This is a genomic window from Streptomyces sp. NPDC041970, assembly GCF_055588985.1.
Window position 1 is genome coordinate 52570 of record NZ_JBVJCD010000007.1, and the last position, 25916, is coordinate 78485.

Below are 25916 nucleotides of genomic sequence, written 5' to 3' on the forward strand. Positions count from 1 at the left end.
GCATGACAAAGCGGACACGTCTCCCGCCCTCTCCAACGCTCGGCGGAAGCCGGTAGTGCCCGTCGGCGCCCGTCGGCGGAGGGCGTCACGTCGTAGACTTCCACGCTGTCCCCCCGCCCGTCATCGCCCGACTTCCCGGAGGCCCGACGCCGTGACAAAGCCGCCCTTCACGCACCTGCACGTCCACACCCAGTACTCGCTGCTGGACGGTGCCGCGCGGCTCAAGGACATGTTCGAGGCGGCCAACGAGATGGGCATGTCGCACATCGCGATGACCGACCACGGCAACCTCCACGGCGCCTACGACTTCTTCCACTCCGCGCAGAAGGCGGGCGTCACGCCGATCATCGGCATCGAGGCGTACGTCGCCCCGGAGTCGCGCAAGCACAAGCGCAAGGTGCAGTGGGGGCAGCCGCACCAGAAGCGCGACGACGTGTCCGGTTCCGGCGGTTACACCCACAAGACGATCTGGGCGGCGAACAAGACCGGGCTGCACAACCTCTTCCGGCTCTCCTCCGACGCGTACGCCGAGGGCTGGCTCCAGAAGTGGCCGCGGATGGACCGGGAGACCATCTCCCAGTGGTCCGAGGGCCTGATCGCCTCCACCGGCTGCCCCTCGGGCGAGGTGCAGACCCGCCTGCGGCTCGGCCAGTTCGACGAGGCGGTCCAGGCGGCCTCCGACTACAAGGACATCTTCGGCGAGGGCCGGTACTTCCTGGAGCTGATGGACCACGGCATCGAGATCGAGCGCCGGGTCCGCGACGGGCTGCTGGAGATCGGCCGGAAGCTGAACATCCCGCCGCTCGTGACGAACGACTCCCACTACACGTACGCCCACGAGGCCGCCGCCCACGACGCCCTGCTCTGCATCCAGACCGGCAAGAACCTCTCCGACCCCGACCGCTTCCGCTTCGACGGCACCGGCTACTACCTCAAGACGACGGAGGAGATGTACGCCGTCGACTCCTCCGACGCCTGGCAGGAGGGGTGCGCCAACACCCTCCTGGTCGCCCAGCAGATCGACACCTCCGGCATGTTCGAGGCGAAGAACCTCATGCCGAAGTTCGACATCCCCGAGGGCTTCACGGAGGTCACCTGGTTCCAGGAGGAGGTCCGCCGCGGCATGGAGCGCCGCTTCCCCGGCGGCATCCCGGACGACCGGCAGAAGCAGGTCGAGTACGAGATGGACATCATCATCCAGATGGGGTTCCCGGGGTACTTCCTGGTCGTCGCCGACTTCATCATGTGGGCCAAGAACAACGGCATCGCGGTGGGCCCCGGCCGCGGCAGCGCCGCCGGCTCGATCGTGGCGTACGCCATGGGCATCACCGACCTCGACCCGATCGAGCACGGGCTGATCTTCGAGCGGTTCCTCAACCCCGAGCGCGTCTCCATGCCCGACGTCGACATCGACTTCGACGAGCGCCGGCGCGTCGAGGTGATCCGGTACGTGACCGAGAAGTACGGCGCGGACAAGGTCGCCATGATCGGCACCTACGGCAAGATCAAGGCCAAGAACGCGATCAAGGACTCCGCCCGCGTCCTCGGCTACCCGTACGCCATGGGCGACCGGCTCACCAAGGCCATGCCCGCCGACGTCCTCGGCAAGGGCATCGACCTCAACGGCATCACCGACCCCAAGCACCCGCGCTACAGCGAGGCGGGCGAGATCCGGGGGATGTACGAGAACGAGCCGGACGTCCGCAAGGTCATCGACACCGCCAAGGGCGTGGAGGGCCTGGTCCGCCAGATGGGCGTCCACGCCGCCGGCGTCATCATGTCCAGCGAGCCCATCGTCGACCACGCCCCGGTCTGGGTCCGGCACACCGACGGCGTCACCATCACGCAGTGGGACTACCCGCAGTGCGAGTCGCTCGGCCTGCTGAAGATGGACTTCCTCGGCCTGCGCAACCTGACGATCATGGACGACGCCATCAAGATGGTGAAGTCCAACAAGGGCGTCGACCTGGAGATGCTCTCCCTGCCGCTGGACGACCCCAAGACGTACGAACTGCTCTGCCGGGGCGAGACCCTCGGCGTGTTCCAGTTCGACGGCGGGCCGATGCGCTCCCTGCTGCGCCAGATGCAGCCCGACAACTTCGAGGACATCTCCGCCGTCTCGGCCCTCTACCGGCCGGGCCCGATGGGCATGAACTCGCACACGAACTACGCCGAGCGCAAGAACGGCCGCCAGGAGATCACGCCGATCCACCCGGAGCTGGAGGAGCCCCTCAAGGAGGTCCTCGGGCTCACCTACGGCCTGATCGTCTACCAGGAGCAGGTCCAGAAGGCCGCCCAGATCGTCGCCGGGTACTCGCTCGGCGAGGCCGACATCCTGCGCCGCGTGATGGGCAAGAAGAAGCCCGAGGAGCTGGCGAAGAACTTCGTCCTCTTCGAGGCGGGCGCGAAGAAGAAGGGCTTCTCCGACGAGGCGATCAAGGCGCTGTGGGACGTCCTGGTGCCGTTCGCCGGATACGCGTTCAACAAGGCGCACTCCTCCGCGTACGGGCTGGTCACCTACTGGACGGCGTACCTCAAGGCGAACTACCCGGCCGAGTACATGGCGGCCCTGCTGACCTCGGTCAAGGACGACAAGGACAAGTCCGCGGTCTACCTCAACGAGTGCCGCCGCATGGGCATCAAGGTGCTGCCGCCCAACGTCAACGAGTCGCTCTCCAACTTCGCCGCCCAGGGCGACGACGTGATCCTCTTCGGCCTGACCGCCGTCCGCAACGTCGGCCAGAACGTCGTCGACTCGATCATCCGCACCCGCAAGGCGAAGGGGAAGTTCAGCAGCTTCCCCGACTTCCTGGACAAGGTCGAGGCGATCGTCTGCAACAAGCGCACCGTCGAGTCGCTGATCAAGGCCGGCGCCTTCGACGAGATGGGGCACACCCGCAAGGGCCTCGTCGCCCACCACGAACCGATGATCGACAACGTGGTGCAGGTCAAGCGCAAGGAGGCCGAGGGGCAGTTCGACCTCTTCGGCGGCATGGGCGAGGAGGAGAGCGACGAGCCGGGCTTCGGGCTCGACGTGGAGTTCTCCGACGTGGAGTGGGAGAAGTCCTACCTGCTCGCCCAGGAGCGCGAGATGCTCGGCCTGTACGTCTCCGACCACCCCCTGTTCGGGCTGGAGCACGTGCTGTCCGACAAGGCCGACGCCTCGATCTCCCAGCTCATCGGCGGGGAGCACGCGGACGGCGCGATCGTCACCGTGGGCGGCATCATCTCCGGCCTCCAGCGCAAGATGACCAAGCAGGGCAACGCCTGGGCCATCGCCACCGTGGAGGACCTGGCGGGCTCCATCGAGTGCATGTTCTTCCCCGCCACCTACCAGCTCGTCTCCACCCAGCTCGTCGAGGACACCGTCGTCTTCGTCAAGGGCCGCCTCGACAAGCGCGAGGACGTGCCCCGGCTGGTCGCCATGGAGATGCAGGTGCCCGACATCTCCAACGCGGGGACCAACGCGCCCGTCGTCCTCACCATCCCCACCGTGAAGATCACCCCGCCCATGGTGACCCGCCTCGGGGAGGTGCTGAGCCACCACCGCGGCGACACCGAGGTGCGCATCCGGCTCCAGGGCCCCCGCACGACCACGGTGCTCCGGCTCGACCGGCACCGGGTCAAGCCCGACCCGGCCCTCTTCGGGGACCTGAAGGTGCTGCTCGGCCCGGCCTGCCTGGCCGGCTGACGGCCCCCGCTCCCGGCCGCGCGGCCGGGGGACACGTACGACAGGGGCGTCCCGCACCGGCGGGGGCGCCCCTGTCGCACTCGTCGCACGTGCCTCACCGCGCGGGGTGCGCCGGGCTCGCGGTTGAGCGGCGCGACACGCGCCTCACCGCGCGCGGTCCGCGCCCCGGCGCACGCCTCAGTTGTGGCCGAAGCGCCGCTGGTGCTTGCGCGCCACGTCGGCGGGGCTGCCCTGGGCCTGCGTCTGCGACGGGGTCTGCGACTCGTACGCCGTCGACTTCGCCTGCTCCGCGCCGCGCTCGGACGCGCGGTCGTGCTGGCTGCCCTGCTTGCGGTTCTTGTTCTTGGCCATGGTGAACGCCTCCTGTGGGGAATCCTGGGGGGCCAGGACCGCTGTCAGACTCACATGGCACCGCAAAAGCCGCATGTTGGATCATTGCCGTACGTAGTGGATTCCGCGGGGGCCGCTTCCCGCGCTCCCGCCCGACGCACCGCCCCGAACGCCCTTTCCCGACCTTTCCGCCTTCCCGCCGTATTCCCCTCCCGATCCGCCACGCCGATGATCCAGTTCCGGCCGTCAAGCCCCGCGCGGTCGGGCAGACTCGAAGGAAACCCTGGGTAAGCGGACCCGGTCATCGAGGAGCGGCCCGCTGAACCGCTCCCGAATTCTGGAAGAGGGTGGAACGCGTGGACCGATGCGTCGTCCTGGTGGACGCCGGCTACTTGCTGGGCGCAGCCGCGAGCCTGCTGGCCGGGGAACCCGCCCGTTCCCGCATCACCGTCGACCACGCGGCCCTCATCCTCGGCCTGCGCGAGCGCGCCGAGGCCGACACGCAGCAACCCCTGCTGCGCATCTACTGGTTCGACGGCGCCCCGGACCGGGTGCCGCAGCCCGAGCACCGCCGGCTCCGCGTCATGCCGCGCGTGACCGTCCGACTGGGCGCGCTGACCCGCAGCGACGGGCGCTGGGCGCAGAAGGGCGTCGACGCCGCGATGCACGCCGAGCTGACCGAACTCGCCCGCAACAGGGCCTGCTCCGACGTGGTCCTGGTCACCGGGGACGGCGATCTGCTGCCCGGCCTGATGTCGGCCAAGGAGCACGGGGTCGCCGTCCACCTGTGGGCCGTCCAGGCCGCCGACGGCGACTACAACCAGTCCGAGGACCTGGTCGCCGAGGCCGACGAGCGCCGGGTCCTGGACCGCGCGTGGATCACCAAGGCCGTGCGCGCCAAGGACATCGGCGGCGTCTGCGCCCCCTCGCCCGTGCCGCGCCCCGAGATCGCCGCCATCCTCTCCGCGCCGCTGCCCGAGGCGGCCCTCGCCGCCTCCGCCGAACGGGCCTCCGAGGCCCAGGCCGCCGCCGCCCGCAACGGCGGCGCCCCCGCCGGGGACGCCGACCCCGCCACCTCGCCGGCCCCCGCCGACACGCCGCCCGCCCCCGGCCACAAGGGCGTCCCCACCCCCAAGGACCTGGCCGCCCTGCGCGCTCCCGCCGCCCACCCGGAGCGCCAGCAACCGGCCCCGCCCGGCGGAGCGACCCTGCGCTGGTCCTCCGACAAGGGCTGGGTGGAGCGCGGCGGGCCCCTCGGCGAACCGGCCGAGACCGCGTCCCTGCCCACCCTCGCCCAGGTCACCAGCGCCGAGCAGCGCTGGGCGGACCGGGAGGAGGACATCACCACGGTGGGCGGCGACCCCTTCGAGGTGGGCCAGGTCTTCGCCCGGCGCTGGATGGAGCGCCTCCCGGAGACCGTCCACCTCCAGAAGCTGTCCACCATGTACCCGCGCATCCCGCACCGCATCGACGGCGAACTCCTCCGGTACGCCGCCCGCTTCGGACTCCTGGCCCACAAGGACGACCAGATCGACGAGCACGACCGCTACGCGATCCGGGCGGGCTTCTGGCGCGAGATCGACGTGCGCGCGGCAGCCGAGCACGTGCCGGCCGCGGAGTAGCCGGCCGCGCCGGGAGGCGGCGCGGGGCGGCCCCGAGCGCGAACCGGGACGGGCGACCCCGTACCCTCGTACCTCGTGAGCACGGGCACAGCACAGGCGCAGCGGGACACCGGCACCGTGTGCGCGGTGCGCGATCTGGTGAAGACCTACCCAGCCGTCCGCGGCCGCCGGGGCGCTCCCGCCGCCCCCGAGATCCGTGCCACCGACGGGATCCGCCTCGACGTCGCGCGCGGGGAGATCTTCGGACTGCTCGGCCCCAACGGCGCCGGCAAGTCCACCCTGGTCCGCCAGCTCACCGGGCTGATGCGGCCCGACTCCGGCAGCGTCGAGGTGCTGGGCCACGACCTCGTGCGCCACCCCGAGCGGGCCTCCCGGCTGATCGGCTACCTGGGCCAGGAGTCCACCGCCCTCGACGAACTCACGGTCTCGCTGGCCGCCGAGACCACCGGGCGGCTGCGCGGCCTCGCCCTCCGCGACGCCCGCGCCGAACGCGACGCCGTCCTGGAGGAGCTGGGCCTCACCCCGCTCGCCGGGCGGCCCCTGAAGAAGCTCTCCGGCGGGCAGCGCCGCCTCGCCTGCTTCGCCGCCGCCCTGGTCGGGGACCGGCCCGTCCTGGTCCTGGACGAGCCGACCACCGGCATGGACCCGGTCGCCCGCCGCGCCGTCTGGGCCGCCGTCGACCGCCGCCGGGCCGAGCGCGGGGCCACGGTCGTCCTGGTCACCCACAACGTGATCGAGGCCGAGACCGTCCTCGACCGGGTCGCCGTCCTCGAACGCGGCCGGGTCATCGCCTGCGACACCCCCGCCGGGCTCAAGGAGCGGGTGGCCGGCGAGGTCCGGGTCGAGCTGATGTGGCGCGAGCGGGCCCCGCTGGAGGTGCCGGAGGTCGCGGCCCTGCGGCCCTCGGCCCAGGAGTCGGGGCGGCGCTGGGTGCTGCGGCTCGGCCCGGACGAGGCGCGGGCCGCGGTCGCCGCGGTGACGGGCGGCGCGGCGTTCGCCGCGCTCGACGATTTCACCCTGGCCACGCCCAGCCTGGAGGATGTCTACCTCGCGCTCGGCGGCGACGCGGCCAATGCGACCAAGGGGCTGGTGAAGGCATGAGGGACCACGCGGACACGGGCGGCGCGCGGAGCGCGGCGGGTGTCGAGGACAGGTATCGGGGGAGCGGCCGCAGGTGACGAGCATCATCCCGGCCAGGACCGCGCCCGCGCGCGTCCGGCCCGCGCCCGGCCCCTCCGGCGCCGCGGACGCCCGTACCGTCCCCGGACCGCTCGCGCCCCGCGCCCGGCTGCTGCCGTCGCTGGCCGCGGTCTACCGCGCCCAGCTCTCGCGGGCGCGCGTCGCCCGGATCCCGCTGCTCTTCGTGGCGACCTTCCAGTCCGTCGGGATCATGGTCCTGATGCGAGGGGTGGTGGACGGCGGGGCGGAGGCGCGCGCCGTGGTCGCCGGCTCCAGCGTCCTGGTCGTCGCCTTCGTCGCGCTCAACCTGCTCGCCCAGTACTTCGGCCACCTGCGGGCGGGCGGCGGGCTCGACCACTACGCCACCCTGCCCGTGCCGCCCGCGGCGGTCGTGCTCGGGGCGGCGGCCGCGTACGCCTCGTTCACCGTGCCCGGCGCGGTGTTCACGGCGGTCGCCGGCAGCGTGCTGTTCCACCTGCCGATGACCCACCTGTGGGTGCTGGCGGCCGTGATCCCGCTCTCCGGGGCCGCGCTGGCCGGGCTGGGGGCCGCGCTCGGCCTGCTCGCCCCGCGCCAGGAGCTGGCCACCCTGCTGGGCCAGCTCGGGATGTCGGCCGCCCTGCTGCTCGGGGTGCTGCCGGCCGACCGGATGCCGGAGCCGGTGCGGTGGGCGCGCGACCTGCTGCCCTCGACGTACGGGGTGGAGGCGCTGGCCCGCTCCTTCGACGCCCGGCCGGACTGGGGCCTGATCGGCCTCTTCCTCGCGGTCTGCGCCGCGGTCGGCGTCCTCTCGCTGGCCGCCGCGACGTGGGCGTACCGGCGCGCGGCCGTACGGTAGCCCCGCCCGGCGCACGCCCGCGGCATCCGGTGAGGCGGCGCCCGGGGGGGCCTGGCACGATGGCACGGTGAACGAACCGTCGACGCCGCCGCCGAACCAGCCGGACCCCCGCGACCCGTGGCCGCCGCCGGGCTCCCACGCCGCGCCCCCGGCCGGCGCGCCGGACGACCCGGACACCGCGACGGAGCTCCGCCAGGCAGCCGTCGTCGCCGTGCTGGTCGCGCTCGCGGGGATCGGGCTCGGGCTGCTGTGGCTGCAGCTCTCGCCGCGCGTCCCCCTGATCTCCGACGAGACGGCCGTCTTCCTGAAGAACAGCGAGGGCGAGGAGGCGATCGGGGCGGACGGCACGTTCGTCCTGCTGGCCCTCGCGTTCGGCGCGCTCTCGGCGGCGGCCGTCGTCTGGCGGCTGCGCCGCGGGGGCGTCCTCGTGGTCGCGGGGCTGGCGCTGGGCGCGCTGCTCGGATCGCTGCTGGCATGGCGGACCGGGGTGTGGCTGGGCCCCTCCTCCGACGTGGTGGGCCGGGCCCGCGAGGCCGGCCGCGGCGTGGCGTTCGACGCGCCGCTGGAGCTGCACGCGGTGTGGGCGGCGGTGCTGGCCTGGCCGTTCGCGGCGATGGCGGTCCATCTGCTGCTGACCGCCGCGTTCGGGCCGCGGGAGGCCGAGCCGGACTGGGCGGAGCGGTACGCCGGGTACTACGGCGGACCGGAGGCGGCCCCGCCGCCCCCGGCGGGAAGCGCCTCCTAGGGGGTGTCCGGCGGATCAGAGCCGGGTCCGCGGCGCCCGGCACGGCACCTCGCGGCGCTGCCGGAACGCCCGAATCGCTCCGCGACGAGGGCATTCCAGCGCCTTGCGACGCACCGCACCCGACAGCGCGGCCTTGTCCGGCCCTGATCCGCCGGACACCCCCTACCCGCCGCCGCTCAGGCCGCTCAGGCGGCTTTGGCGACGGGCGCGAACGCGGCGCCCGTCAGCGCCGCCAGGTCCGCGGCCGCCAGCTCGACCTCCAGGCCGCGGCGGCCCGCCGAGACGCAGATCGTGGAGTGGGTCAGCGCCGACGCGTCCAGCACCGTGCGCAGCCGCTTGCGCTGGCCCAGGGGGGAGATGCCGCCGCGCACGTACCCGGTGGCGCGCTCGGCGGCGGCCGGGTCCGCCATCGCGGCGCGCTTGCCGCCCACCGCTGCGGCCAGGGCCTTGAGGTCCAGCGAGCCGGCGACCGGGACCACCGCGACCGTCAGCTCGCCGTCCACGTCCGCCACCAGGGTCTTGAAGACGCGGTCGGGGCCGACCCCCAGGGCTTCGGCCGCCTCCTCGCCGTAGGACGGGGCGGCCGGGTCGTGGTCGTAGGCGTGGACCGTGAACGGCACGCCCGCCGCGGTCAGGGCGACCGTGGCGGGCGTGCCGCCCGCCTGCTTCTTCGGCTTCTTCGCCACCGGGCACGGTCCTCGGTCAGTTGGGGTGGGTGGGGACGCGGGTCAGGTCGGCCGCGGGCAGGGAGGGCAGATGGCGGATGACCGCGGCCTCCCTGCGCAGCAGAGCCAGCTCCTCGCGGAGCCGGGTCGCGGTGTCCGGGGCCTGGAGCAGGCGCTGCTTGGTCGGCACGTCCAGGACCGTGGCCGCCGCGACCAGGTAGGAGACGACGGACGGGTCGTCGGGCAGCTCCGCGCCGGTGGTCAGCGAGCGCTCGCTGGCCCCGGCCAGGCGCTTCTGGTACGAGCGGAAGGCCCGCAGCACGCCCTCGGCGAGCGCTCCCGCCTCGTCGCCCCGGTCCTCGCCGGGCGGCTCGTCGGCCAGCTCCTCCACCTCGGCGGTCAGATACGGGCCGCCGGCGTCCACGGAGAGCAGCCTGATCCGGGTGGTGCCGGTGGCCAGCACCTCGAAGCTGCCGTCGGCGCGCTCGCGGATCGTCGCCGCGTCGGCGACGCAGCCGACCCGGTGGAACGCCTGGATCGGGTCGGGGCCGAAGCCGTCGGCCGGGGCGCGCTCGGCGGACGGGGCGGCCGCGACGGCGTCCGGCATACCGGTGGCCGTGGGGGCCGTCTCGCGGCCGTCGCGGACCGCGACCACGGCGAAGCGGCGGGGTTCGTCCTCGTCGCTCCTGAGCAGTTCGCGCAGCATGGCGCGGTACCGCTCCTCGTGGACGCTGAGCGGCAGCACCAGTCCGGGGAACAGCACCGCGTTGAGGGGGAAGAGGGGAAGGCGTGCGGTGGTCACAACGCTCAAGCGTAATGGCCGCGGGGGCGACCGCGTCCGGCCCGGTCGCGCAAGGGGGTCAGGGAGGCCGCCCGCAGGCGCGCGCCGTCGCGCGCGTCGAGGAAGCGGCCGAGCGCGTCGTCGGACACCGACGACCACGGGAACGAGGTGGCGTAGCGGCCGATCATGGCGAACTGGTCCAGCGCCTCGTCCCAGCGGCCGCGGGCGAGCAGGACGTACGCGAGCAGGTTGCGTACCTCGGCGGGCCACGGGTCGCCGGGCCGGTAGGCCGCCGACAGCCTGATCGCGAGGTCGGCCGCGGCGTCGATCCGCTCCTCCAGTACGGGGGTGGCCCGGCCGGCCGCTCGGGCGTCCAGGAGCAGGGCGAAGGCGGCCCGGACCGGGAGGGCCTGCACCAGGGAGTCGGGCAGGGCGTCCTCGGCGGCCCGCTCGGCGAAGTCGAAGCACTCGCGGTGCGAGCCGTACCAGGCGGCGGAGAGGTAGCGCAGGGCCGCCACATGGCAGCCGTAGTGGTGCGGCGAGCGGCGCACCGCCTGCTCCCACAGCGACTCGAAGGCGGTGTGCGTGGCGTGGGAGCCGCGCGCGTGGTCCAGGGCGAGCCGCCAGGGCACCGGGTCGCGCGGGTCCGCCTCGGCCGCCGCGGTGATCATCGGGACGACCTCGTGGAGCCGTTCCGCGCGGGCGGGCGACTCCCAGGCCCGGTGCACGGCCAGCTCCGCCTTGACGAGGAGGGCGTCCGGGTCGCGGGGGGCGGCGGCGATCCAGTCGACCAGCCAGCCGTCCCGGTTGCGGGCGAAGGCGACGAGCCGGCCCAGGTAGCGGTCCCGGTTCTCCCACTCGGCGCCCTCCCGCGTGGCGGCGAGCAGGCCGGCGGCCGGCCCGTAGTCGCCCAGTGCGGCGGCGACCAGCGCGGGGGAGAGCCGCTCGTCGGGGGCGTCGAGCAGCACCGCGTCGTCCGCCAGGAGCCCGGCGGAGAGCGCCGAGCCGTGCCGGACCATGCGGGCGGTACTGAGCAGAGCGCGAAGGAGTGCCATGGTGCAGACCATTGAAAACCGCTGGTGAGAGGGGCGCCAGGGGCGTGCTGTGAAGCTTCTGTGCCGAGTGGGAGGGTTGTATCGGACCGGGTCAAGAAAGGGCAAAGGAAGGGGCTTTGGGTGGCTTGAACGCGCTCTCTCGCTCCCTCGCGCGCCCCCTGCGGCCGGGGGCCCGGAGCGGCCGGACCCCCGTCCCCGCCCGCCCGAGCGGGGTCCGGAGGGCCCGTGCGGTCACCCCCGGCGCAGCAGCCGGGACGCCCCCGCCGCCACCGTGGTGGCCAGAACCCACCCCACCAGCACCAGACCGGCCGCGGCCCACTGCCAGCCGTCCTCCATCCGCCAGTAGCCGTCCTGGCCGAGGTTGATCACCGGGATCAGCAGATCCAGCGCGTACAGGGCCGGATTCCACTGCGGATGCTCATCCGCCTTGATCGCCGTCGGGTCGTGGCGCGAGAAGGCCGCCGTGCCCGCCGCCCACAGCACCGCCATCCACACCGCGGCCCGCCCCGGCCGGTACCCGTACGCCACCATCCAGTCCTGGAGGTAGCCCCACGCCCGCGCCGCGGGCGGCAGCGTCTCGCGGCGACGGCGCTGCTTGGCCAGCAGCACCTCGCGGGCGTCCGCGTCCTCGCCGCAACTGCGCAGCACCGTCGCGAGGCGCTCGTACGGCTCGGGGACGTACTCCGGGGTCGCCGCCTGCACCCACTCCAGCCGCCGCGAGAGCGGGAAGTGGCCGTAGGGGACGAGGTTCTCGTAGACGAAGCCGCCCATCGCCAGACCGCCCGGACCCGGCCAGCTCGTCGACAGGTCGACCAGCGTGACCACCTTCGCGCCGTTCAGGACGACCCGGCCCTCCTCCGGGCGCTCCGCGTTGAACCGCAGCTCCGGAGTGACGATCCGGCGCAGCGACAGCTCCTCCTGCCGGGTCATCGCGAACCGCGCCTTGTGCAGGTCCACCGCGTCCCCGAACCGGCCGTCGTCCAGCCGCACCCCGCCCCGGCACTCGAACACCTGCGACCGGGTCCCGCGCGCCGGGGTCGGGGCGTAGACCACGCCGTACGGGGGAGTGGCGCCCTGGTTCCCCGTGTCGACGCTCACCCACGCCTCGGTCATGTACAGCGTGCGCTCCACCGTCAACTGCGGGGCGTTCAGCGCGCGGCGGTCCTGCCCGGCGCGCAGCCTGCTGCCGCGCAGGCTCAGCGAACCGCCCACCTTCGCGCCCCGCAGGCTCAGTTCGCCGCGCGTCTCGACCATCTCGGCCTGGAGGTCCTGCGCGACCGCCATCCCGTCCCCGACGAAGGCCCGCCCGTGGCGGTCGGGCCCGACGCTGAGCTGGTTGATCAGCAGGTCCGTGCCGATCTGGGCGTCGGTCAGCCGGATGCCCCGGTCGATCCGGCAGCGCGGCAGATGCAGGTCCCCCTCCGTGTGCAGCCGCGCCGCGTCCAACCGGGGCAGCGCGCAGCCGACCAGCCGCAACGTCGTGAAGTGGCACTCCGGCAGCACCACCTCCTGCTCGAAGCGGCAGCCGGTCAGCTCCACGTACGGGGAGACCCGGCCGCCCGCCAGGTCCAGCTTCCCGGTGATCCGCACCCCGCGGAGCTTCAGCGCCGCCACCCGGCCGGGCCGGGGAGGCGGCCCGCTCAGCAGCAGCCGCGCCACCGTGCGCGCGCCGACGCTGCGCTCAGGGCCCCACACGTGCGGGGAGAACGGGTCGTTGCGGGTCGTGTCGTACGTGCGTAGGTCGTAGGTGGTCCCGTTGCGGAAGGACTGCCACATGCCCAGCTCCGCTGCGCTGAGGCCGTCCGGAATGTCGCCTTCGTGCGGCTCGGTCACTGCCGCTCCCTCCGTGCACACGCCTGACCCTTGTTCTTCCCTCCTGTGTGACGGCGTGAACGCCCGCGGTCAGCAGTGACGGGCGGGACATGGCCGGGGCATGTATCAGCCAGTGATACGGGCGACCGGCGGCCGGCGGCGGTCTGCGAGAATTGCGGTGTGATCTCTCGAATCGATCTGCGCGGCGACGCCCTCCCCGAGGGCGCCGCCCTGCGCGACCTGCTGCCCCGTGCCGAGTTCGACGTGGAAGCCGCCCTGGAGACGGTGCGGCCCATCTGCGAGGACGTGCGCCATCGCGGCTCCGCGGCAGTGATCGAGTGGGGGGAGCGGCTCGACGGTGTCCGGATCGCGTCGGTCCGGGTCCCGGCCGCCGCGCTCTCCCGCGCCCTGGAGTCCCTGGACCCGGCCGTCCGCGCCGCGCTGGAGGAGTCGATCCGCCGCGCCCGCCTCGTCCACCGCGAGCAGCGCCGCACCCCGCACACCACGCGGGTCGTCCCCGGCGGCGCCGTCACCGAGAAGTGGGTGCCGGTCGAGCGCGTCGGGCTCTACGTCCCCGGCGGCCGCTCGGTCTACCCCTCCTCCGTCGTGATGAACGTCGTCCCCGCCCAGGAGGCGGGCGTCGAGGGCATCGCCGTCGCCTCCCCGCCGCAGAAGGACCACGGCGGGCTGCCGCACCCCACCATCCTCGCCGCCTGCGCCCTGCTCGGCGTCGACGAGGTGTACGCGGCGGGCGGCGCCCAGGCCGTCGCGATGTTCGCGTACGGCACCGAGGACTGCCTCCCGGTCAACCTGGTCACCGGCCCCGGCAACATCTACGTCGCCGCCGCCAAGCGCCTGCTCAAGGGCCGGATCGGGATCGACGCCGAGGCCGGGCCCACCGAGATCGCCATCCTCGCCGACGCCACCGCCGACCCGGTGCACGTGGCCGCCGACCTGATCAGCCAGGCCGAGCACGACCCGATGGCCGCCGCCGTCCTGGTCACCGACTCCGCGGAGCTGGCCGCCGCCACCGAGGCGGAGCTGGCCCGGCAGGTCGCCGCCGCCAAGCACGTCGACGACCGCATCCGGCCCGCCCTCGCCGGCCGCCAGTCCGCGATCGTCCTGGTCTCCTCCGTCGAGGACGGCCTCACGGTCGTCGACGCCTACGGGGCCGAGCACCTGGAGATCCAGACCGCCGACGCCGCCGCCGTCGCCGACCGGGTCCGCAACGCCGGCGCGATCTTCGTCGGCCCCTGGTCGCCGGTCTCGCTCGGCGACTACTGCGCCGGCTCCAACCACGTCCTGCCCACCGGCGGCTGCGCCTGCCACTCCTCGGGCCTGTCCGTGCAGTCGTTCCTGCGCGGCATCCACATCGTGGACTACACCCGCGACGCCCTCGCCGACGTCGCCCACCACGTCGTGACCCTCGCCGAGGCGGAGGACCTGCCCGCCCACGGCGCGGCCCTGAAGGCGCGGTTCGGCTGGAAGGTCCCGCAGCGATGACGAACGCCGGCGCCCTCCGCAACGCCTGGGACGACCTCCCCATCCGCGACGAACTGCGCGGCAGGACCCCCTACGGGGCGCCCCAGCTCGACGTCCCCGTACGGCTCAACACCAACGAGAACCCCTACCCGCTGCCCGAAGCGCTCGTCGACCGGATCGCCGAGCGGGTCCGCGAGGCCGCCCGCCACCTCAACCGCTACCCCGACCGGGACGCCGTCGAGCTGCGCACCGAGCTGGCCCGCTACCTCACCCGCACCGCCGGGCACGAGGTCGCGGCGGCCCACGTCTGGGCCGCCAACGGCTCCAACGAGGTCCTCCAGCAGCTCCTGCAGACCTTCGGCGGTCCGGGGCGCACCGCGCTCGGCTTCGAACCCTCCTACTCCATGCACGCCCTGATCGCGCGGGGCACCGGCACCGGCTGGATCTCCGGACCGCGCGGCGAGGACTTCACCATCGACGTGGCCGCCGCCCGCGCCGCCATCGCCGAGCACCGCCCCCACGTCGTCTTCGTCACCTCGCCCAACAACCCCACCGGCACCGCCGTGGACGCCGGCACCGTCCTCGCCCTGTACGACGCCGCGCAGGCCGCCGGGGACACGATGGTCGTCGTCGACGAGGCGTACGGCGAGTTCAGCCACCACCCCTCGCTGCTCCCGCTCATCGCCGGCCGCCGCAACCTGGTCGTCTCCCGCACCATGTCCAAGGCGTTCGGCGCGGCCGGGCTGCGCCTGGGCTACTTCGCCGCCGACCCGGCCGTCGTCGAGGCGGTCCAGTTGGTGCGGCTGCCGTACCACCTCTCCTCCATCACCCAGGCCACCGCGCTCGCGGCCCTGGAGTACACCGATACGCTGCTGGGGTACGTCGCGCAGCTCAAGAGCGAGCGCGACCGGCTGGTGGCCGAACTGCGCGCCGCCGGCTACGAGGTCACCGAGTCGGACGCCAACTTCGTCCAGTTCGGCCGCTTCGACGACAGCCACGCCGCCTGGCGGCGCATCCTCGACCGGGGCGTCCTGGTCCGGGACAACGGCGTGCCGGGTTGGCTGCGGGTCACCGCCGGAACCCCCGCCGAGAACGACGCGTTCCTCGATGCGGCACGCGAACTCAAGAAGGAGCACGACGCATGAGCCCCCGCGTAGGCCGCGTGGAACGCGCCACGAAGGAAACGTCCGTGCTGGTCGAGATCGACCTCGACGGCACCGGAAAGGTCGATGTCGCCACCGGGGTCGGCTTCTACGACCACATGCTCGACCAGCTCGGCCGCCACGGCCTGTTCGACCTCACGGTCAAGACCGAGGGCGACCTGCACATCGACAGCCACCACACCATCGAGGACACCGCCCTCGCGCTCGGCGCGGCCTTCCGGCAGGCCCTCGGCGACAAGGTCGGCATCTACCGCTTCGGCAACTGCACCGTCCCGCTGGACGAGTCCCTCGCCCAGGTCACCGTCGACCTCTCCGGCCGCCCCTACCTCGTGCACACCGAGCCCGAGAAGATGGCGCCGATGATCGGCGAGTACGACACCACCATGACCCGGCACATCCTGGAGTCGTTCGTCGCCCAGGCGCAGATCGCCCTGCACGTCCACGTGCCGTACGGGCGCAACGCCCACCACATCGTCGAGTGCCAGTTCAAGGCGCTCGCCCGCGCCCTGCGCTACGCCTGCGAGCACGACCCGCGCGCGGCCGGCATCCTGCCCTCGACGAAGGGCGCCCTGTGACCGGCCTCAACACCGTCCTGATCGTCGTCGGCCTCTTCCTGGCGGGCGGTGTCTACTCCTTCGCCAAGCAGGGGCTGCCCAGGGGCGTCGTCGTCCTGCTCGCGATCGGCTCCGCGATGTGCCTGGTGGCGGGGGTCCTGCGCATCCAGGGACTGTGGGACTGAGGGAGCGCGCCGTGACACGAGTACGAGAAGAGGGCCGCGCGGTGAGCGGGTTCAGGAAGGACGCGTCATGAGCGCGAGCAAGAAGAAGGTCGTCGTCTTCGACTACGGCTTCGGCAACGTCCGCTCCGCCGAACGGGCCCTCGCCCACGTCGGCGCGGACGTCGAGATCACCCGCGACTACGACCGGGCGATGGCCGCCGACGGGCTGCTCGTCCCCGGTGTGGGGGCGTTCTCCGCCTGCATGGAGGGGCTGAAGCGGGCCCGAGGCGACTGGATCATCGGCCGCAGGCTCTCCGGCGGCCGCCCGGTGATGGGCGTCTGCGTGGGGATGCAGATCCTCTTCGAGCGCGGCGTGGAGCACGGCGTGGAGACCGAGGGCCTGGACGAATGGCCCGGCACGGTCGGCCCGCTGAAGGCCGACGTGGTCCCGCACATGGGGTGGAACACCGTCGAGGCCCCCGAGGACTCCCGGCTCTTCGCGGGGCTCGACCCCGAGGCGCGGTACTACTTCGTGCACTCCTACGCGGCGCACGACTGGTCCCTGGAAGTGACCAACGACAAGATCCGCGCCCCCAGGGTCACCTGGGCCGCGTACGGCGAACGGTTCGTGGCCGCCGTGGAGAACGGCGCGCTGTGGGCCACCCAGTTCCACCCCGAGAAGTCCGGCGACGCCGGCGCCGACCTGCTGACCAACTGGATCGAGACGCTGTAATGCCGAAGCTTGAACTGCTCCCCGCCGTCGACGTCCGCGACGGCCAGGCCGTCCGCCTCGTCCACGGCGAGTCCGGCTCCGAGACCTCCTACGGCTCCCCGCTGGAGGCCGCCCTCGCCTGGCAGAGCGCCGGCGCCGAGTGGCTGCACCTGGTCGACCTGGACGCCGCCTTCGGCACCGGCGACAACCGCGCCCTGATCGCCGAGGTCGCCGGGGCCATGGACATCAAGGTCGAGCTGTCCGGCGGCATCCGCGACGACGCCTCGCTCGCCGCCGCCCTCGCCACCGGCTGCCGCCGCGTCAACCTCGGCACGGCCGCCCTGGAGACCCCCGAGTGGGTCGCGAAGGTCATCGCCGAGCACGGCGACAAGATCGCCGTCGGCCTCGACGTCCGCGGCACCACCCTGCGCGGCCGCGGCTGGACCCGCGACGGCGGCGACCTCTACGAGACGCTGGCGCGCCTCGACTCCGAGGGCTGCGCCCGCTACGTCGTCACCGACATCGCCAAGGACGGCACCCTCCAGGGCCCCAACCTCGGCCTGCTGCGGGACGTCTGCGCCGCCACCGACCGCCCGGTCGTCGCCTCCGGCGGAGTCTCCTCGCTCGACGACCTCCGCGCGATCTCCCTCCTCGTCCCCGAGGGCGTCGAGGGCGCGATCGTCGGCAAGGCGCTGTACGCGAAGGCCTTCACGCTGGAAGAGGCCCTCAAGGCGGTCGCCGCGTGACCGCTTCCCCCGGCGCCGTGCGCCGTATCGCCTCCGGCGCCCCGTGGGAGGAGAAGTTCGGCTACTCCCGCGCGGTCGAGCTGCCCAACGGGCTCGTCCTGGTGGCCGGCTGCACCTCCGTGGTGGACGGCCAGATCGCCGCGGGCTCCCCGTACGAGCAGGCGGTCACCGCCTTCGACGTCGCGTTCGCGGCGCTGGAGCAGGTGGGCCTCGGCCGCGAGGACGTCGTCCGCACCCGGATGTACCTGACCCACGCCCGCGACGTGGACGACGTCGGGCGCGCCCACAAGGAGCTGTTCGACGCCGTGCGCCCCGCCGCCTCCATGATCATCGTGTCCGGGTTCGTGGACCCCGGCCTCGTCGTCGAGGTCGAGGTCGAGGCGTACCGGGGAGGCGCGCGGTGAGCCTCGCCGTACGGGTCATCCCCTGCCTGGACGTGGACGCCGGCCGGGTCGTCAAGGGCGTCAACTTCCAGAACCTGCGCGACGCCGGCGACCCCGTCGAGATGGCCAAGCTGTACGACGCCGAGGGCGCCGACGAGCTGACCTTCCTCGACATCACCGCCTCCAGCGGCGACCGCGCCACGACGTACGACGTGGTCCGCCGCACCGCCGAGCAGGTCTTCATCCCGCTCACCGTCGGCGGCGGCGTCCGCACCCCGGACGACGTCGACAGGCTGCTGCGCGCCGGGGCCGACAAGGTCGGCGTCAACACCGCCGCCATCGCCCGCCCCGACCTCATCCGGGAGATCGCCGAGCGCTTCGGACGCCAGGTGCTGGTCCTCTCCGTGGACGCCCGCCGCACGCCGCGGGGGGGCTTCGAGGTCACCACGCACGGCGGCCGCAAGGGCGCCGGCATCGACGCCGTCGAGTGGGCGCACCGGGCCGCGGAGCTGGGCGCGGGCGAGATCCTGCTCAACTCGATGGACGCGGACGGCACCAAGGACGGCTACGACACCGAGATGATCGCCGCGGTACGCCGCCACGTCACCGTCCCCGTCATCGCCTCCGGCGGCGCGGGCCGGCTCGCGGACTTCGCCCCGGCCGTCGACGCGGGCGCCGACGCGGTGCTCGCCGCCTCCGTCTTCCACTTCGGCGACCTGCGGATCCCCGAGGTCAAGGAAGCCCTGCGGGAGGCCGGCCACCCGGTCCGCTGACCCGCGCGGAGGACCCCGCCCTGGTGACCGGCAGCGCGCCGGTCGTCAGGGCGTCGTGCTTCCACGGCTCTGCGAGCGCCCCGTCCGCCCCGTGCGCACACCGCACGGGGAATCGCGCAAGGAATATTGCGCAAGAAAAGTTGCACGTCTAGGGTGAGGGCCATGCCCCGCAAGGAAACCCTCCGCGTCTCCGACCTCGCCACCCTCAAGGTGTTCGGCCACCCGCTGCGCATGAGGCTCTACCGGGCCCTGTTCGTCGCCCGCCGGGCCACCGCCTCCCACCTGGCCGAACAGGTCGACGAGGCCGTCTCGCTGGTCAGCTACCACCTGCGCAGACTGGCCGACCACGGACTGATCGAACCGGCCGAGAGCGAGAGCGGGGACGGCCGCGAACGCTGGTGGCAGCCCTCCTCCCACGGCTTCAGCTTCCGCGACGAGGACTTCCGGGACGCCCCCGAGAAGGCGGCCGCCTACGCCGCCGTGGGCCGCCTCTCCCTCGACCAGCAGACCGAGCTGTACCGGGGTTTCCTGGACGCCCACCAGAGCTGGCCCGCCGAGTGGCGCGGCGCCGCCTTCCGCTCGGAGTACGTCTCCCGGCTCACCGCCGACGAACTGGACGCGCTCGGCCGGGAGATGCACGCGCTCGTCCGCCGCTACGAGGAGCTGGGCCGCGAGCGCGAGGAGTCCGGCGAGGGCGAGGACCGCGAGAACGTCGCCCTGCACCTGTACGGCTTCCCGTTCCGCGCCTGAGACCCGACGCCCCGGAAGGACCCGCACCATGACCACCGCCACGGCGGCCGAGGCCCCCGAGCGCGTCGCACACCGCGACCCCAACGTCCTGCGCTGGCTCGGCGCGTACACCGCCTCGATGATCGGCGACAGTGTCTACTTCATGGCCCTCGCCTGGGCCGCCGCCCGCACCGGCAGCGCCACCGGCGCCGGCCTGGTGCTCGCCGCCGGATCGGTGCCGCGGGCGGTGCTGCTGCTCGGCGGGGGAGTGCTCGCCGACCGGTGGGGGCCCCGCCGCGTCGTCGTCGGCAGCGACGCCGCCCGCGCGGTCGTCGTCCTCGCCCTCGCCGGCGCCCTGGTCGCCACCGCGCCGACCGCGGGGATCCTGGTGGCCGTCGCCCTGGTCTTCGGCGCGGTCGACGCCCTGTTCCTGCCCGCCGTGGGGGCGCTGCCGCCCCGCATCAGCACCGCCGGGCAGCTCGGCAGGATCCAGGGCCTGCGTGCACTCGCCGCCCGCGGCGCCAGTGTGGTCGGCGCCCCGCTGGGAGGCGTCGCCGTGGCCGCCGGCGGGCCCGCCCTGGCCTTCGCCGCCGCCGGACTGCTGTTCGCCGTGTCCCTGCCGCTGCTGATACGCCTGCGGATCGCACCGCTGCCCGAGCCGGCGAAGCCCGCCGACGGGCGGCCCGCGCCCTCCTCGACCGCGTGGCACGACCTCGTCGACGGCCTGCGCCACATCCGCCGCCACCCGCTGCTCGGCCCGCTCATGCTGGTCATGGCCGTCAGCGAGCTGGGATTCATGGGGCCGTTCAACCTCGGCCTGATCCTGCTCTCCGAGGAGCGCGGCTGGGGCGCCGCCGGCATGGGGTGGATCGTCGCCGGGTTCGCCGCCGGCGCGGCCGCGGCCGCCCTCCTCCTGGCGGTCCGGGGCCGGGCGCCCCGCGCCGGGCTCGTGCTCTGCCTGACCGTCCTCGTCGGCGCGGTGGCGGTGGCGGCCCTGGCCCACGTGCCCTCGGTGGCCCTCGCCACCGCGACCGCCGTCCTCGTCGGCCTCTTCATGGGCCTCGGCGGAGCCCTGGGCGGGGCCCTCGTCCAGACCGCGGCCGACCCGGTGTACCTGGGCCGGGTCACCTCGGTCGCCACGCTCTTCACGTACGCCGCCGCCCCGCTGAGCTACCCCGTCACCGGGGCCGCCGTCGCCCTGTGGGGCACCGGCCCGGTCTTCGGCGTCAGCGCGGCGGTGTGCGCGGCGGGCGGCGCGGCGGGGCTGGCCGTCACCGCGCTCCGCCGCGCCGAACTGCCCGGCTGACCGGCGGGACTACATCCCCAGCTCCGCCGCCCGCAGCCGCTCCACCGCCGCCTCGTCGCCCGCCGTCTCGACGTCCGCCGCCCGCTGCCGGCCGAACGCGAACAGCAGCAGCTCGGCCGGCTCCCCGGTCACCGTCACCACCGGGGCGCCCTTGCGGGCGACCACCGTCCGCCCGTCCGGGCGGCGCAGCACCAGGCCCACCGGCGCCCCGCGGCCCAGCAGGCGGGCCGTCCGCTCCAGCCGCGACCACAGCAGGTCGGCGAAGACCGGGTCCAGCTCGCGGCGCGACCAGTCGGGCTGGGCCCGGCGCACGTCCTCCGCGTGGACGAAGAACTCGACGGTGTTCGCCGCCTCGTCGACCTGCTTGAGGGAGAGGGGGGAGAACCGGGGCGGGCCGGTGCGGAGGAGCTGGACCAGCTCCCCGTACGGCTTCGCCGCGAACTCCGCCTGCACCCGCTCCAGCCGGGCCTTCAGCGCGGGGATGACCAGCCCGCCCGCCGCGTCCGCGCGGCGTTCGCGGACCACCACGTGGGCGGCCAGGTCGCGGGTCCTCCAGCCCGCGCACAGGGTCGGGGCGTCCGGACCGGCGGCCTCCAACAGATCGGCGAGCAGCAGGCGTTCACGTTTGGCATGGGTCGACATGCCCGCCAGCCTACGGCCGCCGGGCGGGGTCCGCCCCATGGACGCCCGCCCCGCGCGCCCCGCCGCCACGGCACAATGGGCCCATGACCAGCACGCCCGGCGCCACCCCGCCCGCCAGCAGCCTCGACCCCGCCATCGCCGCCCGCCTCAAGCGCGGCGCCGACGGCCTGGTCCCGGCCATCGCCCAGCAGTACGACACCGGCGAGGTGCTGATGCTCGGCTGGATGGACGACGAGGCCCTGCACCGCACCCTCACCACGGGCCGCTGCACCTACTGGTCGCGCAGCCGCCGGGAGTACTGGGCCAAGGGCGACACCTCCGGCCACGTCCAGCACGTCAGGTCCGTCGCCCTGGACTGCGACGGGGACACCGTGCTGGTCAGGGTGGACCAGACGGGCGCCGCCTGCCACACGGGCGACCGCACCTGCTTCGACGCCGACGTCCTCCCGCTGGCGGCTCCCGAGCGATCATGACCGGGTCCGGGACGCCTGTAAGGTCACCGGCCATGGATCTCGACACCTTCCGCAAGCTGGCCGTCGACCGGCGCGTCGTCCCCGTCAGCCGCCGCCTCCTCGCGGACGGCGACACCCCGGTCGGCCTGTACCGCAAGCTCGCCGCCGAACGCCCCGGCACCTTCCTGCTGGAGTCCGCGGAGAACGGCCGCACCTGGTCGCGCTACTCGTTCATCGGCGTCCGCAGCGACGCCACGCTCACCGCCCGCGACGGCGAGGCCCACTGGCTCGGCGCCCCGCCCGTCGGGGTCCCGCGCGGCGGCGACCCGCTCGACGCCCTGCGCGCCACCGTCGAGGCCCTGCACACCCCCCGCGACCTGGTCGGCGACGCGGGCCTCCCGCCGTTCACCGGCGGCATGGTCGGCTACCTCGGCTACGACGTCGTCCGCCGGCTGGAGGACATCGGCGAGCACGGCGGCGACGACCTGGGGCTGCCCGAGCTGACCATGCTGCTCACGTCGGACCTCGCCGTCCTCGACCACCAGGACGGCACCGTCCTGCTGATCGCCAACGCGATCAACCGCGACGACCGCGACACCGGGGTCGACGAGGCCCACGCCGACGCCGTCGCCCGGCTCGACGCGATGGAGCGCGACCTGCGCCGCCCCGTCGAGAGCGCCCCCGCCGTCCTGCCGCCGTCCGAGCTGCCCCCGTACACCGCCCGGTGGGGCGGCGCGGCCTACCAGGACGCCGTCGTGGACATCAAGGAGCGCATCCGCGCCGGCGAGGCGTTCCAGGTGGTCCCCTCCCAGCGCTTCGAGACGCCCTGCACCGCGAGCGCCCTGGACGTCTACCGGGTGCTGCGCGCCACCAACCCGTCCCCGTACATGTACCTCTTCCGCTTCGACGGGTTCGACGTCGTCGGCTCCAGCCCCGAGGCGCTGGTCAAGGTCGAGGACGGGCGGGCGACGGTCCACCCGATCGCCGGGACCCGCCCCCGCGGCGCGACCCCGCGCGAGGACCAGGCGCTCGCGGAGGAACTCCTCGCCGACCCCAAGGAACGCGCCGAGCACCTGATGCTCGTCGACCTCGGCCGCAACGACCTGGGGCGGGTCTGCGAGCCGGGCAGCGTCGAGGTCGTCGACTTCATGTCGATCGAGCGGTACTCCCACGTCATGCACATCGTCTCCACCGTCACCGGCCGGGTCGCCGAGGACCGCACCGCCTTCGACGTCCTGACCGCCTGCTTCCCCGCGGGCACCCTCTCGGGCGCCCCCAAGCCCCGCGCCATGCAGATCATCGAGGAGCTGGAGCCGAGCCGCCGCGGCCTGTACGGAGGCTGCGTCGGCTACCTCGACTTCGCCGGGGACTCGGACACGGCCATCGCCATCCGCACCGCCCTGCTCCGCGACGGCACCGCCCACGTGCAGGCGGGGGCGGGCGTCGTCGCCGACTCCGACCCGGCCGCGGAGGACGCCGAGTGCCGCAACAAGGCGGCCGCCGTGCTCCGCGCCGTCCATACGGCCAACCGGCTCCGCGGGCGCTGAACCGGTAGGGGATAGTGGAAGGCGTGAGCGCCGTCCCCGTACCCCAGCCCCGTGCCCGCACCGCCGACCCCGCGGCCGACTCCGCCGGCGGCCGCCGCAGCCTCGCGGCCGCCCTGCTCCTCGGCGCGGCCGGCGCGACCGTCGTCCTCCTCGCCTCCGGGCAGACCTGGGCGACCGGTGAGGCGGCCACCGGCGGCGGCGCGCTGCCGCTGACCGCCGACGGCCGGGACGTCACCGGCCTCCCGGCCGCCCTCGCCGTCGTCGGCCTCGCCGCCCTCGTCGCACTCTTCGCCGTACGCGGCGCGGGCCGCCGCGTCGTCGCCGCCCTGCTGGCCCTCAGCGGCCTGGGGGCGGCGGCCGGCGCCTGGGCCGGGGCCCTCGACGGCACCGCCCTCGACGAGGAGGCCGCCCGGACCACCGGCGACGCGGCGGCCGCCGTCGACGCCCTCCACCACACCGCCTGGCCCTACGTCACCGCCGCCGGCGGCCTGCTGATCCTGCTCGCCGGGCTGCTCGCCCTGCGCTACGGCGGCCGCTGGCCCGCGATGTCCGGACGGTACGAGCGCGACGGCGCGCCCCGCCCCCGCAAGGCCGCCGGCGCCGCGTCCGACCCGGAGCGGCCCGAGGAGCTGTGGAAGGCCCTCGACCGGGGCGAGGACCCGACGCACCCGGTCTGACCCCACGCTCACCCCCGCCCGGCGCGTACGGGACAATGGGCGTGAGCCGTCCCCTCGGGGCGACGGCCCCGACGACAGCGATACCCACAGCGCAACACCAACGAGGAGCAAACTCATGGCGGGCAGCAGCCACGGACACACCCCGGCCGCCTGGACCGGTGTCATCATCTCCTTCATCGGCTTCTGCGTCGCAGGCGTCTTCATGGTGGCGGCCAACCCGCTCGGCTTCTGGGTCGGCATCGCCGTCATCTTCGCCGGTGGGCTCGTGGGCCTCGCCATGAAGGCCGCCGGGCTCGGAATGCCCAAGGAGTCCGCCGAGATGGCGGCCGCCCGCGCTCGGGCCGGACAGGCCCAGACCTCCCACTGAGCCGGCCGCCGGCCCGCCCCGGCGACCGACACGCGGGAAGGCGCGACCCCACAGGGGCCGCGCCTTCCCGCGTGAACGGGGACAATCGCCGGGTGGACGCCTCGCCTGCCCCCGCCGCACCCCCGCCCCCGCCCGCCGGACCGCCCCCGCCCCCGCGGCCGCCGGCGACCCCCGCCGGGCGGCTGCGCGCGCTCGCCACGCCGGCGGGCGTTCTGGCCGCGGTCGCCGCGGCCTTCGCGTACGTCGGCTCGGTCGACCCCAACGAACCGGGCCACTACCCGGTCTGCCCGCTGCTCCGGGTGACCGGGGTGTTCTGCCCCGGCTGCGGCGGGCTGCGCAGCGCCCACGCCTTCATCCGCGGCGACCTCGGCACGGCCCTCTCCGCCAACGCCGTCGCCGTCGCCGGCTACGCCCTCTTCGCCGTGTTCTGGGTCCTGTGGGCGGTGCGGGCTTGGCGCGGGCGGCCCCCGCGGATCGCGGTCCCGCCCGCCCTGCGGTGGGGCGCGGGCGCCGTCCTGCTGGTCTTCACCGTCGTCCGAAACCTGCCCTTCGGCTCCGCGCTCGCCCCCTGAACGTCCGGGCTGTGGGACGGGAAGCGGCCGGATGCGGGGCGCGGGGCCTCCTGCGGATACCATCGGGGTGGCTGATCCTGTTCCCTCATCACCGTTCCGGAAGGGGGCCGCTCACGTGAGTGTGCTCGACGAGATCATCGAGGGCGTTCGCGCCGACCTCGCGGAGCGGCAGGCGCGCGTCAGCCTGGACGAGCTCAAGGAGCGCGCGGCCCGCGCCCCCCGGGCGAAGGACGGGGTCGCCGCCCTGCGCGGCGAGGGCGTGACCGTCATCTGCGAGGTCAAGCGCTCCTCCCCCTCCAAGGGGGCCCTCGCCGCCATCGCCGACCCGGCCGCGCTCGCCGCGGACTACGAGGCGGGCGGCGCGTCCGTCATCTCGGTCCTCACCGAGGAGCGCCGCTTCGGCGGCTCCCTCGCCGACCTGGAGGCCGTCCGCGCCAAGGTCGACATCCCGGTCCTGCGCAAGGACTTCATCGTCACCTCGTACCAGCTCTGGGAGGCCCGCGCCTACGGCGCCGACCTGGCCCTGCTGATCGTCGCCGCCCTCGACCAGGACGCCCTGGTCTCGCTGATCGAGCGCGCCGAGTCCATCGGGCTCACCCCGCTCGTCGAGGCGCACGACGAGGAGGAGGCGGAGCGCGCGGTGGAGGCCGGAGCGAGGATCATCGGCGTCAACGCGCGCAACCTGAAGGACCTCAAGGTCGACCGCTCCACCTTCGAGCGCGTCGCCCCCGAGATCCCCGACCACATCGTCAAGGTCGCCGAGTCCGGCGTGCGCGGCCCGCACGACCTGATCGCGTACGCCAACGCCGGGGCCGACGCGGTCCTGGTCGGCGAGTCCCTGGTGACCGGGCGCGACCCGCGCGCCGCCGTCGCCGACCTGGTCGCCGCCGGCGCCCACCCGGCGCTGCGCCACGGGCGGGGCTGACCCC

27 protein-coding genes are annotated in these 25916 nt (G+C 74.2%); 21 read left to right on the forward strand and 6 right to left on the reverse strand.

What is annotated here, in order from left to right:
- Positions 1 to 151: 151 nt before the first annotated feature.
- On the forward strand, positions 152 to 3691 hold the full coding sequence (gene dnaE, locus ACZ6EJ_RS06010) for a DNA polymerase III subunit alpha (RefSeq protein ID WP_469264919.1): 3540 nt from the start codon (positions 152 to 154) through the stop codon (positions 3689 to 3691).
- 177 nt (positions 3692 to 3868) lie between these two features.
- On the opposite strand, the gene ACZ6EJ_RS06015 is transcribed toward dnaE, so the two are convergent.
- On the reverse strand, positions 3869 to 4042 hold the full coding sequence (locus ACZ6EJ_RS06015) for a hypothetical protein (protein ID WP_469264920.1): 174 nt from the start codon (positions 4040 to 4042) through the stop codon (positions 3869 to 3871).
- A 326-nt stretch (positions 4043 to 4368) separates the two neighbouring features.
- Here ACZ6EJ_RS06015 and ACZ6EJ_RS06020 point away from each other — a divergent pair, with 326 nt between their 5' ends.
- From ACZ6EJ_RS06020 to ACZ6EJ_RS06035, 4 genes are all read left to right on the forward strand, one after another.
- Entirely contained in the window at positions 4369 to 5643 is a 1275-nt protein-coding gene (locus tag ACZ6EJ_RS06020; protein WP_469264921.1) for an NYN domain-containing protein, read from the forward strand.
- A gap of 117 nt (positions 5644 to 5760) precedes the next feature.
- Positions 5761 to 6744, forward strand: a complete 984-nt coding sequence (locus tag ACZ6EJ_RS06025; RefSeq protein WP_469265005.1) for an ABC transporter ATP-binding protein — start codon at positions 5761 to 5763, stop codon at positions 6742 to 6744.
- A 73-nt stretch (positions 6745 to 6817) separates the two neighbouring features.
- On the forward strand, positions 6818 to 7660 hold the full coding sequence (locus ACZ6EJ_RS06030; RefSeq protein WP_469264922.1) for an ABC transporter permease: 843 nt from the start codon (positions 6818 to 6820) through the stop codon (positions 7658 to 7660).
- Between the two features lie 67 nt (positions 7661 to 7727).
- The gene (locus ACZ6EJ_RS06035; protein WP_469264923.1) at positions 7728 to 8405 is read left to right on the forward strand and encodes an ABC transporter permease; all 678 of its coding nucleotides are present in this window, start codon (positions 7728 to 7730) and stop codon (positions 8403 to 8405) included.
- A gap of 185 nt (positions 8406 to 8590) precedes the next feature.
- Here ACZ6EJ_RS06035 and ybaK read toward each other — a convergent pair whose 3' ends face one another.
- From ybaK to ACZ6EJ_RS06055, 4 genes are all read right to left on the reverse strand, one after another.
- A complete protein-coding gene (ybaK, locus tag ACZ6EJ_RS06040) occupies positions 8591 to 9091 on the reverse strand; it encodes a Cys-tRNA(Pro) deacylase (RefSeq protein ID WP_469264924.1) in 501 nt (166 codons plus the stop codon).
- A gap of 16 nt (positions 9092 to 9107) precedes the next feature.
- Positions 9108 to 9872 carry an LON peptidase substrate-binding domain-containing protein gene (locus tag ACZ6EJ_RS06045; RefSeq protein WP_469264925.1) on the reverse strand — a complete coding sequence of 255 codons (765 nt, stop codon included), beginning with the start codon at positions 9870 to 9872 and terminating at the stop codon, positions 9108 to 9110.
- Between the two features lie 5 nt (positions 9873 to 9877).
- Positions 9878 to 10918, reverse strand: a complete 1041-nt coding sequence (locus ACZ6EJ_RS06050; protein WP_469264926.1) for a hypothetical protein — start codon at positions 10916 to 10918, stop codon at positions 9878 to 9880.
- A 219-nt stretch (positions 10919 to 11137) separates the two neighbouring features.
- Complete coding sequence (locus tag ACZ6EJ_RS06055) at positions 11138 to 12739, reverse strand: oxidoreductase (protein ID WP_469264927.1); 1602 nt, start codon at positions 12737 to 12739, stop codon at positions 11138 to 11140.
- 159 nt (positions 12740 to 12898) lie between these two features.
- On the opposite strand from ACZ6EJ_RS06055, the gene hisD reads away from it, so the two are divergent.
- The 10 genes from hisD to ACZ6EJ_RS06105 all read left to right on the forward strand — a co-directional run bounded on the left by hisD (position 12899) and on the right by ACZ6EJ_RS06105 (position 20730).
- Entirely contained in the window at positions 12899 to 14221 is a 1323-nt protein-coding gene (hisD, locus tag ACZ6EJ_RS06060; protein ID WP_469264928.1) for a histidinol dehydrogenase, read from the forward strand.
- The gene (locus ACZ6EJ_RS06065; protein WP_469264929.1) at positions 14218 to 15345 is read left to right on the forward strand and encodes a histidinol-phosphate transaminase; all 1128 of its coding nucleotides are present in this window, start codon (positions 14218 to 14220) and stop codon (positions 15343 to 15345) included. Before hisD ends, ACZ6EJ_RS06065 begins: the two co-directional genes overlap by 4 nt.
- On the forward strand, positions 15342 to 15938 hold the full coding sequence (hisB, locus tag ACZ6EJ_RS06070) for an imidazoleglycerol-phosphate dehydratase HisB (RefSeq protein ID WP_366822089.1): 597 nt from the start codon (positions 15342 to 15344) through the stop codon (positions 15936 to 15938). Before ACZ6EJ_RS06065 ends, hisB begins: the two co-directional genes overlap by 4 nt.
- On the forward strand, positions 15935 to 16102 hold the full coding sequence (locus tag ACZ6EJ_RS06075) for a hypothetical protein (protein WP_469264930.1): 168 nt from the start codon (positions 15935 to 15937) through the stop codon (positions 16100 to 16102). The genes hisB and ACZ6EJ_RS06075 overlap by 4 nt, the downstream gene beginning before the upstream one ends.
- Positions 16103 to 16169: 67 nt before the next feature.
- Positions 16170 to 16814, forward strand: coding sequence for an imidazole glycerol phosphate synthase subunit HisH (gene hisH / locus ACZ6EJ_RS06080; protein WP_469264931.1), 645 nt, complete (start codon positions 16170 to 16172; stop codon positions 16812 to 16814).
- Positions 16814 to 17539, forward strand: a complete 726-nt coding sequence (priA, locus tag ACZ6EJ_RS06085; RefSeq protein ID WP_073769309.1) for a bifunctional 1-(5-phosphoribosyl)-5-((5-phosphoribosylamino)methylideneamino)imidazole-4-carboxamide isomerase/phosphoribosylanthranilate isomerase PriA — start codon at positions 16814 to 16816, stop codon at positions 17537 to 17539. Before hisH ends, priA begins: the two co-directional genes overlap by 1 nt.
- Positions 17536 to 17943 carry a RidA family protein gene (locus ACZ6EJ_RS06090; RefSeq protein WP_469264932.1) on the forward strand — a complete coding sequence of 136 codons (408 nt, stop codon included), beginning with the start codon at positions 17536 to 17538 and terminating at the stop codon, positions 17941 to 17943. The genes priA and ACZ6EJ_RS06090 overlap by 4 nt, the downstream gene beginning before the upstream one ends.
- A complete protein-coding gene (gene hisF / locus ACZ6EJ_RS06095; RefSeq protein ID WP_469264933.1) occupies positions 17940 to 18695 on the forward strand; it encodes an imidazole glycerol phosphate synthase subunit HisF in 756 nt (251 codons plus the stop codon). Before ACZ6EJ_RS06090 ends, hisF begins: the two co-directional genes overlap by 4 nt.
- Positions 18696 to 18857: 162 nt before the next feature.
- Positions 18858 to 19445, forward strand: a complete 588-nt coding sequence (locus ACZ6EJ_RS06100; protein WP_469264934.1) for a helix-turn-helix domain-containing protein — start codon at positions 18858 to 18860, stop codon at positions 19443 to 19445.
- 28 nt (positions 19446 to 19473) lie between these two features.
- Positions 19474 to 20730 carry an MFS transporter gene (locus ACZ6EJ_RS06105; protein ID WP_469264935.1) on the forward strand — a complete coding sequence of 419 codons (1257 nt, stop codon included), beginning with the start codon at positions 19474 to 19476 and terminating at the stop codon, positions 20728 to 20730.
- A 9-nt stretch (positions 20731 to 20739) separates the two neighbouring features.
- On the opposite strand, the gene ACZ6EJ_RS06110 is transcribed toward ACZ6EJ_RS06105, so the two are convergent.
- The gene (locus tag ACZ6EJ_RS06110; RefSeq protein WP_469264936.1) at positions 20740 to 21372 is read right to left on the reverse strand and encodes a TIGR03085 family metal-binding protein; all 633 of its coding nucleotides are present in this window, start codon (positions 21370 to 21372) and stop codon (positions 20740 to 20742) included.
- Between the two features lie 83 nt (positions 21373 to 21455).
- Between ACZ6EJ_RS06110 and hisI the strand changes: the two genes are divergently transcribed.
- From hisI to trpC, 6 genes are all read left to right on the forward strand, one after another.
- Entirely contained in the window at positions 21456 to 21845 is a 390-nt protein-coding gene (gene hisI, locus ACZ6EJ_RS06115; protein ID WP_469264937.1) for a phosphoribosyl-AMP cyclohydrolase, read from the forward strand.
- A 32-nt stretch (positions 21846 to 21877) separates the two neighbouring features.
- Positions 21878 to 23371 (forward strand): anthranilate synthase component I, encoded by a 1494-nt coding sequence (locus ACZ6EJ_RS06120; RefSeq protein ID WP_469264938.1) that lies wholly within the window; start codon positions 21878 to 21880, stop codon positions 23369 to 23371.
- Between the two features lie 14 nt (positions 23372 to 23385).
- Positions 23386 to 24048: a TIGR02234 family membrane protein gene (locus ACZ6EJ_RS06125; RefSeq protein ID WP_469264939.1), complete on the forward strand. Its 663-nt coding sequence runs from the start codon at positions 23386 to 23388 to the stop codon at positions 24046 to 24048.
- Between the two features lie 115 nt (positions 24049 to 24163).
- Positions 24164 to 24415 carry an HGxxPAAW family protein gene (locus tag ACZ6EJ_RS06130; protein ID WP_469264940.1) on the forward strand — a complete coding sequence of 84 codons (252 nt, stop codon included), beginning with the start codon at positions 24164 to 24166 and terminating at the stop codon, positions 24413 to 24415.
- A 92-nt stretch (positions 24416 to 24507) separates the two neighbouring features.
- A complete protein-coding gene (locus tag ACZ6EJ_RS06135; protein ID WP_469264941.1) occupies positions 24508 to 24987 on the forward strand; it encodes a DUF2752 domain-containing protein in 480 nt (159 codons plus the stop codon).
- A gap of 115 nt (positions 24988 to 25102) precedes the next feature.
- A complete protein-coding gene (gene trpC, locus ACZ6EJ_RS06140) occupies positions 25103 to 25912 on the forward strand; it encodes an indole-3-glycerol phosphate synthase TrpC (protein WP_469264942.1) in 810 nt (269 codons plus the stop codon).
- The last annotated feature ends 4 nt before the right edge of the window (positions 25913 to 25916 follow it).

What these genes read in the sequence shown, in the direction of transcription:
- priA (WP_073769309.1), top strand. Translation starts at nt 16,814, where the DNA reads ATGCCGAAGCTTGAACTGCTCCCCGCCGTCGACGTCCGCGACGGCCAG.
- hisH (WP_469264931.1), top strand. Translation starts at nt 16,170, where the DNA reads ATGAGCGCGAGCAAGAAGAAGGTCGTCGTCTTCGACTACGGCTTCGGC.
- ACZ6EJ_RS06015 (WP_469264920.1), bottom strand. Translation starts at nt 4,042, where the DNA reads ATGGCCAAGAACAAGAACCGCAAGCAGGGCAGCCAGCACGACCGCGCG.
- ACZ6EJ_RS06100 (WP_469264934.1), top strand. Translation starts at nt 18,858, where the DNA reads ATGCCCCGCAAGGAAACCCTCCGCGTCTCCGACCTCGCCACCCTCAAG.
- hisI (WP_469264937.1), top strand. Translation starts at nt 21,456, where the DNA reads ATGACCAGCACGCCCGGCGCCACCCCGCCCGCCAGCAGCCTCGACCCC.
- ACZ6EJ_RS06050 (WP_469264926.1), bottom strand. Translation starts at nt 10,918, where the DNA reads ATGGTCTGCACCATGGCACTCCTTCGCGCTCTGCTCAGTACCGCCCGC.
- ACZ6EJ_RS06110 (WP_469264936.1), bottom strand. Translation starts at nt 21,372, where the DNA reads ATGTCGACCCATGCCAAACGTGAACGCCTGCTGCTCGCCGATCTGTTG.
- ACZ6EJ_RS06130 (WP_469264940.1), top strand. Translation starts at nt 24,164, where the DNA reads ATGGCGGGCAGCAGCCACGGACACACCCCGGCCGCCTGGACCGGTGTC.
- ACZ6EJ_RS06065 (WP_469264929.1), top strand. Translation starts at nt 14,218, where the DNA reads ATGACGAACGCCGGCGCCCTCCGCAACGCCTGGGACGACCTCCCCATC.
- hisB (WP_366822089.1), top strand. Translation starts at nt 15,342, where the DNA reads ATGAGCCCCCGCGTAGGCCGCGTGGAACGCGCCACGAAGGAAACGTCC.
- ACZ6EJ_RS06120 (WP_469264938.1), top strand. Translation starts at nt 21,878, where the DNA reads ATGGATCTCGACACCTTCCGCAAGCTGGCCGTCGACCGGCGCGTCGTC.
- ACZ6EJ_RS06105 (WP_469264935.1), top strand. Translation starts at nt 19,474, where the DNA reads ATGACCACCGCCACGGCGGCCGAGGCCCCCGAGCGCGTCGCACACCGC.